We start from the raw sequence: 14,604 nt of genomic DNA on the forward strand, positions 1-14,604 counted from the left end.
GAATAAGGAATCAGATGCCCGAGTCAGCGACCTTGCCCGACGGCCCGATGCTGCCTACTTAAAACGTGCCAGTACCGGGGCCAACGGGCCGGTTGGACGGAGCAGCGGGCGCAGGTCGGCGTAGCTGATATTCACGGTCTGCGGGCCGATTACGTAGGGCCCTATCTCGTACTCATTCCACTGAAAGCTTATTTCGCCCGGCATGAGGCTGAAGCCGCTGCCGGGCAGCGGGACCAGGGCTTGCGGGTTTCCCTGCTCATCGGTCCAACGCTCAAACGGCTGCCCCGGCTGGCCGCCCTCGTCGCGGTAAAAATCCCCGTAGAGGTTGTCGGCGAGCAGCCGCTTGGTCAGCAGGCGGCGCAAGGGCTGCTCGTAGCCGGGCTTGAGTAAGTCAGGCAGCAGCAGCCGGCGCCCCGTGCGCAGGTCGAAGGTGAGCGGGGTAAACTCGTGCGTGGGGTGCGCGCCGCCAAACTGGTAAATCTGCTCAAACCGCGTCAGCGACAGCAGCTGGTCGGCGTTGTACGTTACCTGGGCCTGCTGTTCGGTCTGCTCGCAGCTACTGCTCGTCTGCTCATCGGCGTAGGCCTGCAGCGTCGGGTAGGGCGCGGGCAGCAGCTGTTTCTGGATGCGCTGCAGCACCGGGTTGCGGTCGGCGTCGAGCAGGTGCACTACCTCCAGGGCGTAGCTGGCGGTGTCGCCTGCCCGGAGGCATCCCACGCTGTCGGCGGCCTTTTTGCCCTGGCTGCTGTACCACTCTATGGCGTAGCGCACGGCGCCGGTGTAGTCTTCGGTCAGCTCGAAAGGCAATTCGCGCCGCCCATCGACGCTCCGCCAGGTGCCACTCAGCCGGGGGCCGGGCGCCTGGGCGCTCTGCCAGCGACCCGTGGGCTGGCTACCCGCCGTTTCCTCCAGCAGCAGGGGCTGATCCGGCCGGGCCTTGGCCGCTTTCAGCCCCAGGGTGCCACCCCGGCGCTGGTAGTAGTAGGTGCCGGCCGTGCCCGAGTCCGTGATTAGCAGCTCCACGACCACGGGCAGCTGCCCTACCCGCCCGGTGTAGCGGCGGTAGCCTTCAAAAGTGGCCGCCGGGGTCGTTTCCGTCGCGGCGGCCCCTGCCGAAGCGGCTGGCGGGACACTGCCCAAACTACTATCAGCGGGCTTTTCAGGCTGACAAGCGCTTAAAAGCAAGCCGACCAGCAAGCTCATACTTGCTGGTCGGCGGCAGGGTGAAAACATCATAGCTGCAAGTATAGCACTTGCCCCACAGGCGGCCGCCCGTGCCGGCTTACTTTTTCTGGGCTCCGTAGCGTCGCGCCACGGCCGTGGCCGGGCCGCCGCTGGCCGGCAGCTTCACCTCGAACAGGTAGCCAAATTCGTCGTCGGCAATGGTTTTGACGGGCCGCACGGCGCCCAGGGCCTCGATGGTTTCGAGCACGGTGTTGGAGTGGCCCACCACCAGCACGGCTTTGCCGGGCGTGGTCTGCCGGATGCGGGCGGCCAGGGCGGCCAGGCCGGGGGCATCGGTAGTGTACGTTTCGGTGGTCAGCTTTTTAGCCTCGGCCAGCGGGGCGGCGGTGTCGCGGGTGCGCTTGGTATCGGTGGAGTACACGGCCACGATGGGCTGCTTGCCCAGCGCGTCGCGCAGGGCGAAGGCGCGCTGGTCACCCGCCGTGCTCAGGGGCTGCTCGGCGGGCTTCTGCGGATCGGCCAGCGGGCCTTTTTCGGCGTGGCGCACGAGGTACACGGTTATGGCTTTGGGCTTGGCGAAGTGGGCCGGAGCGGCAGCCGGGGCGCTCAGCACCGTGAGCAACAAGTAGAATAAGCGGGTCAGCAGCAACATAGGCGAGACGGAAAAGGGAAAGGACACGGCCCAGAGACACAGCCGCGCGGGGTCGGGTGGCTTACTTCAGCTCCAGGATTTGCTTTAAATCGGCGGCCGACACGGTGAGCAGGCCCACTTTGGGCAGCCGCTCGGTGAGGGTGCGCCAGTTGGGCTCCTGGCGGAAGATGGGCTGCAGCAGCTTTTTGGCTTCGGCTACCTGCCCCTTGTTGGCCAGCGTGATGGCGTGCCAGTAGCGCATCTCGAGGTTGTTGGGGAATGCTTTTTCGGCCGTCTCGTACTCGCGCACGGCGGCGGGCATGTCGTTTTTCTCCACGGCCAGGTCGCCGGCGTTCATGTGGTCGTAGGCGCGCTGCAGCTGCAGCAGGCGGCGCAGCTCCTTGAGCGGCTCCTGGGCGTCGTCCACGCGCAGGTCCACCAGCCGGTCGTCCCAGGGGGCGGCGCTGGCCGTGCCGCGCACCACCAGCAGGGCCGCCGACTGCCGGCCGCGGATGTCGCCACCCTGGGCCTGGGCCGCGTCGAGGGCGGCAAGCATGCGCTCGGGCAGTGGCAGCTGGCTGTTGGCTTCGAAGGCCTTGGCCATGGCGGGCCACACCTTGTCGGAAAGCATCATGTTGGCCTGCACCGAAAATTGCTTGCCCTGCTGGTGCCCGGCCATATCCACGCACTTGTTGCCGGTGTGGGTGGCCACGTTGCCCTTGCTGTCGACAATGGCTACCTGGCGCACGTCGCGGCCTTCGTCGGTGCTGAGCAGCTCATCGAGGGCCTGCTGGGCAGTTTTGCCGCTTTTCAGCAAAGCCAGCCCGCGCAGGCCGAAGGATTTATTGGTAAACGACTGGGTGGCAATGGCCCCTACCCCGGCCTCGGCCCAAGACACGGCCGTTCCCACCGAAAACCAGTGGCTTTGCACGGCCACGGCCAGGTCGCCGGTTTGCGGGTCGCGGGCCACGATGGAGAAGGTATGGGCCAGCGGGTCGGTGGCGCTGTACACGTGCTGGGCGTGGGCCCGGAAGGCCGGGCTGCCTAGCAGCAGGGCCAGCAGTCCGCAGAGGCGGAACAGATAAGCGGAAACGGCCGGAAAACGGAGCATAGTCAGGTTAATTACAGCTGGGCAGGCAAGATACGCCGCGGTTTGGTTTGCCCTCATCCGGCCTTCACCCGGCACGTCTAGATTCAGATCATCCAGTCACCATAACCACATCATTCACAGCATAAAAAGCCCTTGCCCCTGCTACCCCCGCGCTGGTAGCTGCCGCCGCAGCCCAAGCCCAGACCACGCCGACCAAAACCACTACCACCACGCAAACGGGGTCGGCGTCGACGCGCACCAAGACCATGACCACGCCCAGCGGCCAGTCGTACACCGTGGTGCACTCGAAGGCGGCGAGTCAGCACCGCAAGACGATGACGCACACCACGCCCAGCGGCACCAGGCAGACCAAAACGTCGAGCACAACTACCAAGTCGGCTTCCCGGCAATAGGCTCCGCTTGGTCCGATAAAAAAACGCGCCCCGGTCACTGCTCGACCGGGGCGCGTTGGCTTTGCAGCGGGTGGCTTAGCCCTGCGGGTTGGCCGGGCCGTAGTCGCCGGGGCTGACGGGGCGCGGCTGGGCGGGCTCGGCCGGCACGGAGCGGCCCGGCACCTGTAGCGTCCAGTCGCTTTGCAGCTGGCGCAGGCCGGGGTGGTTGGTGAAATCGAACTGGCAGGGCACGATGCTCACGTAGTTGTGCGCCAGGGCCCATTCGTCGGTGTCTTCGGCTTCGAGGTCTTCGTTGACGAAGTTGCCGAGCACCCAGTAGTACGGGCGGTTGTAGGGGTCCTGGCGGGTATCAAACTCCTCCTGCCACTTGGCCCGGGCCTGCCGGCACACCTTGGCGCCCACGATGTCGTCGTCCGACTTCTTGGGAATGTTCACGTTCAGGGCAGTGCCGGCCGGAATGCCCTTGCTCAGGGCTTCGCGGGCAATGTGCTCAATCCACGGCTCGGCGTGGGAGAAATCGGCCTGGTGCGAGAAGTCGCAGAGCGAAAAACCGATGGCGGGCAGGCCCTCGATGGCGGCTTCCAGGGCGGCTGACATGGTGCCCGAATAAATCACGTTTACCGAGGCGTTGGAGCCGTGGTTGACGCCCGATACCACCAGATCGGGCCGACGGCCCTTCAGCACCAGGTGCTTGGCGATTTTGACGCAGTCGGCGGGCGTGCCCGAGCAGGTGTAGGCCTCCAGGCCAGGAAACAGCTGGCTGCGGTCGAGGCGCAGCGGCTCGCTGAGCGTAATGGCGTGGCCCATGCCCGATTGCGGGGCGGCCGGCGCTACCACCACCACCTCGCCGAGGCGCTGCATCACGCGCACCAGCACGGCAATGCCGGGGGCGGAAATGCTGTCGTCGTTGGAAATCAGAATTAGCGGCTGCGGGGAAGCGTCGGCACTCACGGCAAAAAATGGTCAGGTGAAACCCAAAAACTACGCGGCAAAGGTAGACCAGGCAGGTAAACGGAAGGTTAACGAATAAAAGGGGATTAAGGTCGGGCCGCTTGGATTCGAGCTTTGTACCGCGCTCCAGGCCCAACAAGCCGCGGGCAAGTGTCGTAGGTTTGCGCCATGCTTCGCTCCTTCGCTCTTTGCGCGGCCGCCGGTGCGGCCCTGCTGCTCAGCGCCTGCGGCCCCGACCGCCGCCCCGCCTCCGCCCCGACCACCACGGCCCCGATGCCTGCCCCGTCGGCGCCGGCCCCAGCCGTGCCAGCACCAGCGCCGCCCGCCGCGCCGGATAGCAGCCTGCTGCTGCGCGCCGGCTACGTGGGACCGCTGCGCCTGAACATGAAGGAGACGGCCCTGCTGGAGCTGCTACCGCCCAGTTCTCTGCGCAAAACCACCCGCAGCTTGGAAGGCATCGAGTACCCCGCCTACGAATACCGGCCGGCCGGCGCACCGGCCAGCGCTGCGCCCCTGCTGTTGGAAATGGTGACGGCCCTCGACGGCAACGGCAACCGCCTGTGGCGCGTGCAGCTTCAGGACCCGCGCTACCGCACCGCCGAGGGCATCGGGGTGGGCAGCCGCTACGGCGACGCCCGCCGCACCTACGGCGTTCAGACCATCGAGCGGGCCGAAGGGCGGCTGGTAGCCGTATCGGAGCGCGTGGGCATGACCTGGGTGCTCGACAAAACCGGCCTGCCCACTAAAGGGCTGCTGCGCAAGGATGACATTCCCCCGGCCACGCGCATCACCGGCATTATACTTTACCAGTAAGGCTTGGCTTTTGGCGGTGCGAATCAGCTGACGTTTGTGTACTTTGGCGGCGAAGGCCCGCAGTCGGCAGCTGGATGTTGCCGCGGCGCGGGCCGGTCCGCCCTACCTCACCGCCTACTGCCGCTATGCCCCTGCTCGAAAACCGTTACCGCTTCGCCGACTTGGGCCTGCTGCTGCTGCGCCTGGGCCTGGGCGTAATGCTCGTCGCCCACGGCTACCCCAAGCTGATGAGCGGGCCCGAGAAGTGGGCGGCGCTGGGCGGCGAGATGCGCCACTTCGGCATCACCTTCGCCCCGGTGGCGTGGGGCTTGGCCGCGGCCATAGCCGAAACCATCGGCGGGCAGCTGCTGGTGCTGGGGTTGCTGTTTCGTTGGGCCTGCGGGGCACTGCTGCTGACCATGGTGGTGGCGGCCGCTTCGCATATTGGCACCGGCGAGGGATTCAATGCTTACTCGCACGCGGTAGAAATCGGCTTTGTGCTGCTGGGGCTGCTGTTTATCGGGCCGGGCAAGTACAGCGTAGATCAGCAGGTGTTTCCGCCGAGCCGGCGGCGGTATTAGTAGCCGGGCAGTCAGGGCTCTGAGGCGACCGGGCGTTACAACGGTTCTTGCCTGAGTTGCTGTTTGAGCATCTGGTATTGCGCTAGTGTGTAGACAATCAGCCCGTCACTGGTTTTACCGCCGCCCAAGTACACCACCACACCATAGTCAGAGCCGGCGTAGAGCCGCCAACGCGTCTTGTTCACGCCGCGCCGCAAGGAGCCCTCCGGCAGCAGTTGCGCCGCCGGGAGCTGATTGAGCAATCCTCGAAACCATTTGGCAGTCGGGCCCGATAATTCCACGCGGTCAATCTTCCTTTCCGTTCCCAGGGCGTAGGCGTAAATGATGCCTTCGTTGCTAAGCCAGGCAATTTTGTTGCCTGTAACGTCGCCGTAAGAATAGCCGCGGCTGACCATGAATTTGTTATCAGCCATCAGGGGTTGGCCCAACAGGCTCCGCATTTCTTGCAAAGTCAAACGCTGGGCTTGCGCTTCAAGCGCAGTAAATGTCAGCATAACCGCCGCAGCGAGTCGGGGCATGAGCATGGGGGTACGCAAAACCGGGTAGTTGAGCAACCGAATCTAGTGGGTTCTTGTCAAGATAAGGCACCTCGTAGCTTTCTGGTGGCGAGCCGCCGGCATTTGCCGCTTCCGTGGCATCTTGCCGGCCCGAACGCTTTTCCTCATGCTCGCCACCCTCATGCTAGCCGCTGCCCTGCACACTGCCCCCGCCGCCGACAAACCCGACTGGCGTACGCCCTTCGAGCTGGGCAACGGCAACACCACGGCCACCTACGCCGAGTGCATTGCCTACTACAAGCGCCTCGACGCGGCCTACCCCGAAGTGACCATGCGCGAAGTAGGGCCCACCGACAGCGGGGAGCCGCTGCACGAGGTGGTCATTTCCCTCGATGGCGACGCCGATCCGGCTTCGGTGCGCGCCAAGAACCGGCGCGTGGTATTTATCCAAAACGGCATTCACCCCGGTGAGCCAGAGGGCATAGATGCCTCCATGATGCTGGTCCGCGACTACCTGCAGCAGAAAAAGCTGCGCGAGCAGCTGCAGAACGTGACCCTGGTGGTGGTGCCCGTGTACAACGTGGACGGCATGCTCAACCGCAACGCCACCACGCGCGTCAACCAGAACGGGCCCGAGCAGTACGGCTTCCGCGGCAACGGCCGGCACTACGACCTCAACCGCGACTACATCAAGCAGGAGTCGCGCAACGCCCGCTCCTTTGCCGAGCTGTTTCAGCGCTGGCGGCCCGAGGTGTTCGTGGAGACGCACACCTCCAACGGCGCCGACTACCAGTATACCATGACGCTCATTGCCACGCAGAAGGACAAGCTGCACCCGGTGCTGAGCCAGTACCTGCAGCAGCGCCTGCTGCCGGCCCTGTACGGCGGCATGGAGAAGCGCAAGTGGCCGATGACGCCCTACGTGGACTTCGAAGGTCAGACGCCGGAAAGCGGGCTGATCGGGTTTCTGGAGTCGCCGCGCTACTCCACCGGCTACGCGGCGCTGTTCAATACCATCGGCTTCATGCCCGAGACGCACATGCTTAAAGCCTTCAAGCCGCGCGTGGAATCCACCTACGCCCTGCTCGATGAGGTCATCCACTTCGTGCACCGCGACGCCGACGCCCTGGCCGCCGCCCGCGCCGAGGCCGACCGGCAGCTACTGGCCCAGACGCTGTTTTCGCTGACCTGGCAGCTTGACAAGTCGGCCGCCGACGAGGTGCAGTTTCGCGGCTACGAGGGCCGCACCCGGCCCAGCGAGGTGAGCGGCCAGCCGCGCCTGTACTACGACCGGAAAGCGCCCTTCACCCGCCCTGTGAAGCACTACAACACCTACCGCCCCGCGGCCACGGTGCAGAAGCCGGCTGCTTACCTGATTCCGCAGGCCTGGGAAACGGTGATTGAGCGCCTGCGCCGCAACGGCGTGCAGCTCCAGCGCCTGACTCAGGACGCCACCATCGAAGTCGATGCCCAGTACATCGAGGAATTTCAGACCACGCCGCGCCCCTTCGAAGGCCACTACGTGCACAGCCGGGTGCAGCTGCGCACGGTGCGCCAGTCCCAGCACCTGCGCCGCGGCGACTACGTGGCGCGGCTTGATCAGCCCGCCGTGCGCTACCTTGTGGAGACGCTGGAGCCGCAGGCCACCGACTCCTTCTTTACCTGGGGCTTCTTCGACAGCATCCTGCAGGGCAAGGAGCACTTCTCCGACTACGTATTTGAGGACCTGGCCGCTGAGGTACTGCGCCGCCAGCCGGCGCTGCGCCAGGAGCTGGAGGAGAAGAAAAAAGCCGACGCGAAGTTTGCCCAGGACGGTGCCGCCCAGCTCGAATGGGTGTACCGCCGCTCGGAGTATTCGGAGCCCGGCTACCGCCGCTACCCGGTGCTACGCCTGACGGGCGCGGAAAATCTGGTAGTGGAGTAGCACGTCCAGTCGAATTCTATTCTCAAAATCAGCCCCGTGCCAAATCAGCTCTATCTTCCCTGGTCTATTTTATTTCCTGTTAGTAATGCAAAACGCCCTGCGTATTTCACTGGCCGCCGGCTTGGCCCTGCTGAGCGGTGCTTGTGACACCTGCAAAAACGATGAGTCACCGACCAACACCCTGCTTTTCCGGCTCGTCTCCCTGGCTAACCAAAACCTGATTGGCCAGGGTCCTACCCAGTATTCGCCTGATTCTATTCGCGTGCTGCTGAACGGCCAGCCGTTCGACTTCGAGGTGACGACGCAACCGCTGTTTGGGGACGCTCCCGTTGTCGGACTATCGGCGCGTCACCTGTTTGCCAGTCCGCCCGAGGCGCGCCTGCTGCTACGGCTCAGCCGCACCGATACCGACACCATCGATTTGCGATACGCCGTGCGTGAAGGCCGCTGCTTCCGCTCCCTTGAGTACCAGGCCGTGCGCTACAACGGCCGCCTGGCGGCGCCTGACCCGGTCAGCGGCTACTACCACTTCGTCAAGCGTTAGCACGCTTTTCCGCTCCCATGTCTGCCATTCTCGACATTCAACATCTGACCAAGCGCTACGGCCGCACCACGGCCGTGCAGGACCTGACGCTCAGTGTACCCGCGGGCAGCGTATTCGGCCTGCTCGGGCCCAACGGCTCCGGCAAAACTACCACGCTCGGCATTGCCCTGGGCGTGCTGCACGCCACGGCCGGCTCGGTCAGCTGGTTTGGCGCGGCGCCTACGGCCGCGGCCCGGCGGCGCGTGGGCGCCTTGCTCGAAACACCCAACTTCTTTCCCTATCTCTCGGCCCGCCAAAACCTGCAGATCAGCGCCGACACCAAGCGCGCTACGCCGGCCACCATCGAGCGGGCCCTGGAGACGGTGCAGCTGGCGGGCCGCCAGCACGAGCCGGTGCGGGGCTTCTCGCTGGGCATGAAGCAGCGCCTGGCCCTGGCCGCGGCCCTGCTCGGCGAGCCGGAGGTCCTGGTGCTCGACGAGCCCACCAACGGCCTCGATCCGCAGGGCATTGCCGACGTGCGCCGGCTGGTGCAGCGCCTCGCCGCCGAAGGCCGCACCGTCATCCTGGCCAGCCACCTGCTCGACGAGGTGCAGAAAGTGTGCACCCACGTGGGCGTGCTGCACCAGGGCCACCTGCGCGCCGCCGGCCCCGTAGCGCAGATCCTGTCCACCGCCGACCGCGTGCACCTGCGCCTGGCCGCCGACGCCGACCCGCAAACCTTGCCCGAGGCGCTGGCCACCATTCCCTTCGTGCGCGACGTGCAGGCCGGCCCGCAGGGCGCCGTCAGCCTCACGCTTGCCGCCGACCACTCCGCGGCCGACCTCAACCGGGCTTTGTTTGGGCGCGGCGTCACGCTAGCCCACCTGAGCACGGAGCAGCGCAGCTTGGAAAGCCAGTTCCTGGAATTGATCAAGCCCGAAAGGTGAGGAAGGAAGCCCGGCCACTGCCGGCTTGGCTCATGTAGCTGTGGCCAGCAGCGGCAACTGCCGCGCCGGCCCAGCGCCCTACCTATTCTTCGTTCTTCATTCCTCCTTCGTCCTTCATGTTAAGAACCGAACTCCGCAAGCTGCTGCCCTACCGCACCGCCTGGATTATTCTGCTGTTGTTTACGGGCCTGCTAGCCGCCACGGTGGCCGGTGCGGGCAGCGTCAATGTCAACGGTTAGCAGCTGGGCCAGGCGCTGTACGCGCTGCCGGGGCTGTGGACCAATTTGGTGTACATCGCCGGGTATTTTTCCCTGCTGCCGGCCTTTCTGCTCATCATGCTCCTCACCGATGAGTTTCAGTACCGCACGCTGCGCCAGCAGGTTATCGACGGGGCCTCGCGTGGGCAGTGGGTGCTCGACAAGCTGCTGGTAGCCCTGCTGCTCACGGCCTGGGGCATGCTGTCGGTGCTGCTGGTAGGCGTGTTTTTTGGCCTGACGCGCACGCCCGACGCCTCCTTCGGCGCCGTGCTGGCGGCCGCGCCCCGGCCCCTGCTGCTCTACGCGGCGCAGTTGCTGGGCTACTTGTCCTTGGCCGCGCTGCTAGCCCTGCTCATCCGCAAGAGCACGCCGGCCATCGTAGCACTGCTGCTTTACGTGTGGGTGGTGGAGCGGCTGATTCGCTACTTTCTACCCGACGCCATCGACCGGTTTCTGCCCGTCAAGGCCCTGGATATTCTCACACCCTCGCCTTTTGCCCAGACGCTCGATACCGTGCTGGGGCCCAGCGGCGCCCTGTTGCCCGGTCAGGCCGTACTGGTGGCCCTGGGTTACGCGGCGCTTTTTTGGCTGTTGAGCCTCGCGTGGATACGCACCCGCGACCTATAGCCGTTACCTTTGCCGCGTTGCGTTTTTCAGCCGCAGCCGATGCGCGTATGCGTCCAGTAGCTTTACTCACCGGCGCCCTCGTGGCGCTGTCCCTTACCGCCACCGCCCAAACCGCCGGCACGCTCGAAGCAGAGCTGAAGTCCGGCCGGGACTTTGTGGCGGCCAACAACTTCGAAAACGCGGCCTGGCGCCTTGAAACCGTGCGCCAGCGCTGGCCCGACAACGCCGAGGCCCGTCTGTTGCTGGGCCAGTGCTACGTGGAACTAGGCAAATACGCCGACGCCCGCACCGAGCTGGCCAAAGCCGCCGCGCTGAACCCGGCTCTGCAGGAGCGCGCCAACCAGTACCTGGCCCTGGCCAGCACCCGCGAGCAAAGCGCCTCCCAGGCGCAGGCCAAAGCGCAGACCGAAAAGGACGCCATCCGCGCCCGCGCCGCGGCTGCCCTGCAGGCCCGCGCCACTGCCGACGCGGCGGCCAAAAATGCGGTGGGCGGCCCGGCCGCCACGGCGCCCATTGCCGCCGCGCAGCTGGTATACGGCGCCTACGTGTGCACCTACACCCTCGTCGACCCGGCCTCGAAGCGCATGACGTTTGTGCCGAAAGGCGCCATTCAGCTCAACGCCAACGGCACCTACCGCTACCTCGACGGCGGACCGCTGGGCCGCTACACGTACAATGCCGTCACGCGCCAGCTGACGTGGATATCGGGCTTCTTTGCCGAACGTGGCCAACCCAAAACTACCTTCTCGCCCGGCGACAAGGAAGCTCAGCTCGACATCGAGCTGCCGACCGCCACCGGAACCCAACGCTGGCTCTGCGGCTGCAACAAAGCCCAGCCCGTAACACCCAAGCCCGCTACGACCACGCAGCCCTGAACAGAAAGGCCCGGCCGCATGCGGCCGGGCCTTTCTGTTCAGGGCTGCGTGGCTGCCGGCGCCAGCGAGTTGGCATAGTCGACAATGCGCGACAATTCCTCGGGTTTGTTAAAGCTGAGCTTGTGCTGACGCGCATACTGCTTGATAGCAGCAGCGTTGGGCTTAAAAAGGGTCAGCGTTTCTTTTTCGGCTTGCTGCACCGGTACCACCAAGGCCGTAGAAGTAACCAGGTACAGTTGCTGCTCAGTCCTGATCTGCCGGGTCTGCGTAGTTTTCACCGGCGAAGGAATATCCTTATAGACCATCTGGTTGCGCAGGTCTCTGCGCATATCCGCCGTCAAAATGGGGTCCGTTTCGTACTTGCTCCGCTCCGGCGTGGATTTGCTGGGGCTGGAGTGCAGCGAGGTACGCTGCCACAGGCACACATCGCCCACGCTTAGCACTTCGTAAAAGCCGGGCTCCCCTGCACCCGGGCTTTGAGCTGCCGACTGCCGCATGATGCCGCGGTAGCTCACGAAGGCGTGCATTGCCGTATCCAGGGCTACTGTGGTGTAGGCTTGGTTGTGATACAACGTCTCGCCCATAGCGTTAATGTTTTGGTCTCTAAAAGCCAGCTTCTGCTGCACCTTCTGCAGCAAGCGCCCTTTAGCCGCAAAAGCCTTCACCGTGAGGGGGGAGTGCGTACTGGTCGCGCCGTCCGCGGTTTTGACGACGAGGGTATTGCTGTCGTTGTAGAGCGTCAGTTGACCGCGGAGCGTGTCGCCGGAAGCCAGTAGCACTGTTCCGCTGGAAAAACTCATTCCCAATTCGACTTGCGCCGAAGCCGGCAAGGCAACAACTACGCCCGCAGCCATAATGCCAGCTAACAGTAGGTACTTCTTCATAGGCGAATGGCTAAAAATGAACCTTAAGCTCAGAGTGAGCCAGGCCGTAAGCGTAGCAAACAAATAACGCGCCTAATTGCCCGCAGCTCGCAATTAGCTAGTCGGCTTCAGCGGGGAAAGCAGGGCGCAGGCATCGCGGAAAGGGCGGTGCCGGTTCTGCGAACAGCTGGCCGGAGCCCGAATACAAGCTGGCAGGGGTGCGGCGCAGGTGGCACAGCGCTACCCAGCCAGCGTGAGCAGCAAGGAGATTGGCTCCCGAATGAAAATGCAATAGGCTACAGAACCGCGTAAGGCATCGACCTAGAGGCAGTAGCGCCGATAGCGCGCCCACCCTGCTCCGGCTTTTTTATATGTTCGGGCGGTTTTTACGTAGCTGCTTTTCGTCTCATCCGCTATTCCCTATTGCCCATGTCCCTTTGTACTTCCCGCTGCGGGCTACTGGCCGCCGGTATCGTGCTGGCCACAGCGCCGGCTTTCGGCCAGGCCCCCGCTCTTACGGCCATCAGCCCGGCCCGGCACGCGGTCAATGTGCCCCGCACCGCCGGCATTTCGCTCACGTTTTCCCAACCCGTGACGGGCGCCGGCACCGTGCGCATCCACAGCAGCCAGTGGCGCGGCTACCGCGCGGCCAGCAACAACGGCGACGGCACCACCACCCTGCGCCTGCAGCCCACGCAGGCTTTCGCTCCCGGCGAGCTGGTCAGCGTCACCGTTCCGGGTACCGTGCAAAACAGCAGCGGCCAGAGCCTGACGGGCGGCAGCCAAGTACTGCAGTTTCGGGCGGCCGCCGGGCCGGGTAGCGCCACTTTCACCGGCTCGGCCGTGTACAACGAGACCAGTGCGTCTATTTACACGCCCCGGCTGGCCGACGTCAACAACGACGGGCGCCTGGATTTTCTGCTGGTCGACGGCCAGAGCAGCCGGGTGAAGCTGCGCCTGGGCGACGGGCGTGGCAACCTGGGCAGCCCCACCAACCTGATTCTGGGGCAGGACCCGCGCGAAATTCAGCTTGCCGACTTCAACAACGACGGCAACCTGGATCTGGCCACGGCGGCGCTGGGCGTTACGCGGTTCGTAACGGTGGCGCTGGGCTCCGGCACGGGCGCCTTCGCCCTCGTCACGCCCATACCCGCCACAGCCCTGCCCACGGGTCTGCAGGTGGGCGACGTGAACGGCGACGGCAACCAGGATCTGGTGTTTGCCGTGGTGGCGCCCCCGGCCACTCCGGCCGGCCCGGCCTCGCTGGCGGTACACCTCGGCGACGGGCAGGGCGGCTTTACGGAGCTGCCAGCTATGCCGCTCGTCGCGGGCAGCTCCTACCCCTACCTGCACGACCTGAACAACGACGGCCGCCTGGATTGCGTGGTAGGCAACGCCACCACGGGCCTGCTGACTTCTTACCTAGGCTCGGGTACGGGCACCTTTACCCCGGCTACCGGCGCCTCCCTAAGCGTAGGCACGGCAGCGCCGGGCGTGTCGGTAGCCGACCTTACCGGTGATGGAACCCTGGACGCCGTGGTGCCCGACAACACGGCCGGAACCGTGCGCGTGCACCCCGGGGACGGGCAGGGCAACTTCGGCGCGGCCGTGCAGACGCTGAGCTTGCCCGGCGCGCTGCGTACCTGGACGGCCGATATGAATGGCGACGGCGCCTTGGATATTGTGGTGGTAACGGGCGGCAGCGGAGCCCTGAACGGCAACGTCTTCGTGCTGCTCCGCAACAGCACGGGCGGCTTTCAGCCCGCGGTACAGGCCGCAACCGGCGCCACCCAGCTGGCCACCGGCGACCTGAACAACGACGGCACCCTCGACCTGGCCCTGATGGACCTGGGCATCAGCGGGACCGACCCGAAAGTGCAACTGCTGCTCAACCAAGCGCTGCCCACGGCGCCTACCATCAGCAACTTCACCCCTACCAGTACCAATCCGGGGGCGGTAGTCACGGTGAGCGGCACCAATTTTACCGGCGCTACGGCCGTGCTGCTGGGCGGAGTGCCTACGTCCTTTGCCGTGAACAGCGCCAGCTCCCTGCAGTTCTTCGTGCCGGCCGCCGCCACTGGCCAGGCGGCCCTGGTGACGGTGATTACCCCAAATGGCACGGCCACCGGCTTTGTGCCCTTCACCGCCGTGCTGGCTACCCGCCGTGGCGCCAACGCGCTGGCCGTAACGACCTACCCCAACCCTGCGCACGGGCGCCTGTTCGTGCAGCTAGTCAGCCCGGGCGCCGTGCACCTGACGCTATATAATCAGCTGGGGCAGCAGGTACGCCGGGCAGCCGCGACTTCCGGCAGCACCCCGCTTTCCTTCGACCTGACGGGCGTAGCGCCGGGCCTGTACACGCTGCGCGTGCAGACGGGCGAGCGGATGGCCACCCAACGCATCCTGGTAGAGTAATAACCTGCTAACCTGAAAACGCCACGCCCGCTA

16 protein-coding genes are annotated in these 14,604 nt (G+C 65.3%); 10 read left to right on the plus strand and 6 right to left on the minus strand.

Annotated features, from left to right (window positions below; all coding sequences use genetic code 11):
• Nucleotides 1-54 precede the first annotated feature (54 nt).
• The 3 genes from B0919_RS04760 to B0919_RS04770 form a co-directional block, all read right to left on the minus strand.
• The gene (locus B0919_RS04760) at nucleotides 55-1,140 is read right to left on the minus strand and encodes an RsiV family protein (protein WP_139361909.1); all 1,086 of its coding nucleotides are present in this window, start codon (nucleotides 1,138-1,140) and stop codon (nucleotides 55-57) included.
• Between the two features lie 142 nt (nucleotides 1,141-1,282).
• Nucleotides 1,283-1,837: a SixA phosphatase family protein gene (locus B0919_RS04765; protein ID WP_078011077.1), complete on the minus strand. Its 555-nt coding sequence runs from the start codon at nucleotides 1,835-1,837 to the stop codon at nucleotides 1,283-1,285.
• Nucleotides 1,838-1,898: 61 nt separating this feature from the next.
• A complete protein-coding gene (locus B0919_RS04770) occupies nucleotides 1,899-2,927 on the minus strand; it encodes a DUF1028 domain-containing protein (protein WP_176132854.1) in 1,029 nt (342 codons plus the stop codon).
• Between the two features lie 245 nt (nucleotides 2,928-3,172).
• Between B0919_RS04770 and B0919_RS25125 the strand changes: the two genes are divergently transcribed.
• Nucleotides 3,173-3,319 carry a hypothetical protein gene (locus tag B0919_RS25125; RefSeq protein WP_176132855.1) on the plus strand — a complete coding sequence of 49 codons (147 nt, stop codon included), beginning with the start codon at nucleotides 3,173-3,175 and terminating at the stop codon, nucleotides 3,317-3,319.
• A gap of 75 nt (nucleotides 3,320-3,394) precedes the next feature.
• Here B0919_RS25125 and surE read toward each other — a convergent pair whose 3' ends face one another.
• Nucleotides 3,395-4,270: a 5'/3'-nucleotidase SurE gene (gene surE / locus B0919_RS04775; protein WP_078011078.1), complete on the minus strand. Its 876-nt coding sequence runs from the start codon at nucleotides 4,268-4,270 to the stop codon at nucleotides 3,395-3,397.
• 168 nt (nucleotides 4,271-4,438) lie between these two features.
• Here surE and B0919_RS04780 point away from each other — a divergent pair, with 168 nt between their 5' ends.
• Together B0919_RS04780 and B0919_RS04785 are read left to right on the plus strand one after the other, a co-directional pair.
• Nucleotides 4,439-5,083: a hypothetical protein gene (locus B0919_RS04780; RefSeq protein WP_078011079.1), complete on the plus strand. Its 645-nt coding sequence runs from the start codon at nucleotides 4,439-4,441 to the stop codon at nucleotides 5,081-5,083.
• 125 nt (nucleotides 5,084-5,208) lie between these two features.
• Nucleotides 5,209-5,643 (plus strand): DoxX family protein, encoded by a 435-nt coding sequence (locus tag B0919_RS04785; protein ID WP_078011080.1) that lies wholly within the window; start codon nucleotides 5,209-5,211, stop codon nucleotides 5,641-5,643.
• Nucleotides 5,644-5,678: 35 nt separating this feature from the next.
• Here B0919_RS04785 and B0919_RS04790 read toward each other — a convergent pair whose 3' ends face one another.
• Nucleotides 5,679-6,161 carry a hypothetical protein gene (locus B0919_RS04790; protein ID WP_139361910.1) on the minus strand — a complete coding sequence of 161 codons (483 nt, stop codon included), beginning with the start codon at nucleotides 6,159-6,161 and terminating at the stop codon, nucleotides 5,679-5,681.
• A gap of 145 nt (nucleotides 6,162-6,306) precedes the next feature.
• On the opposite strand from B0919_RS04790, the gene B0919_RS04795 reads away from it, so the two are divergent.
• The 6 genes from B0919_RS04795 to B0919_RS04815 all read left to right on the plus strand — a co-directional run bounded on the left by B0919_RS04795 (nucleotide 6,307) and on the right by B0919_RS04815 (nucleotide 11,293).
• Nucleotides 6,307-8,064 carry a M14 family metallopeptidase gene (locus tag B0919_RS04795; RefSeq protein WP_078011082.1) on the plus strand — a complete coding sequence of 586 codons (1,758 nt, stop codon included), beginning with the start codon at nucleotides 6,307-6,309 and terminating at the stop codon, nucleotides 8,062-8,064.
• Nucleotides 8,065-8,149: 85 nt separating this feature from the next.
• Nucleotides 8,150-8,608, plus strand: a complete 459-nt coding sequence (locus B0919_RS04800) for a hypothetical protein (RefSeq protein WP_078011083.1) — start codon at nucleotides 8,150-8,152, stop codon at nucleotides 8,606-8,608.
• A 17-nt stretch (nucleotides 8,609-8,625) separates the two neighbouring features.
• Nucleotides 8,626-9,534 carry an ABC transporter ATP-binding protein gene (locus B0919_RS04805; protein ID WP_078011084.1) on the plus strand — a complete coding sequence of 303 codons (909 nt, stop codon included), beginning with the start codon at nucleotides 8,626-8,628 and terminating at the stop codon, nucleotides 9,532-9,534.
• Between the two features lie 116 nt (nucleotides 9,535-9,650).
• The gene (locus B0919_RS25845; protein ID WP_262490539.1) at nucleotides 9,651-9,773 is read left to right on the plus strand and encodes a hypothetical protein; all 123 of its coding nucleotides are present in this window, start codon (nucleotides 9,651-9,653) and stop codon (nucleotides 9,771-9,773) included.
• Nucleotides 9,774-9,869: 96 nt separating this feature from the next.
• A complete protein-coding gene (locus B0919_RS04810; RefSeq protein ID WP_139361911.1) occupies nucleotides 9,870-10,418 on the plus strand; it encodes an ABC transporter permease subunit in 549 nt (182 codons plus the stop codon).
• 47 nt (nucleotides 10,419-10,465) lie between these two features.
• Nucleotides 10,466-11,293, plus strand: coding sequence for a tetratricopeptide repeat protein (locus B0919_RS04815; RefSeq protein ID WP_078011086.1), 828 nt, complete (start codon nucleotides 10,466-10,468; stop codon nucleotides 11,291-11,293).
• A gap of 38 nt (nucleotides 11,294-11,331) precedes the next feature.
• On the opposite strand, the gene B0919_RS04820 is transcribed toward B0919_RS04815, so the two are convergent.
• Nucleotides 11,332-12,177 (minus strand): hypothetical protein, encoded by an 846-nt coding sequence (locus tag B0919_RS04820; RefSeq protein ID WP_139361912.1) that lies wholly within the window; start codon nucleotides 12,175-12,177, stop codon nucleotides 11,332-11,334.
• 408 nt (nucleotides 12,178-12,585) lie between these two features.
• On the opposite strand from B0919_RS04820, the gene B0919_RS04825 reads away from it, so the two are divergent.
• Entirely contained in the window at nucleotides 12,586-14,571 is a 1,986-nt protein-coding gene (locus B0919_RS04825; RefSeq protein ID WP_078011088.1) for an FG-GAP-like repeat-containing protein, read from the plus strand.
• The last annotated feature ends 33 nt before the right edge of the window (nucleotides 14,572-14,604 follow it).

The organism is Hymenobacter sp. CRA2 (assembly GCF_002007105.1).
Taxonomy (GTDB): Bacteria; Bacteroidota; Bacteroidia; order Cytophagales; family Hymenobacteraceae; genus Solirubrum.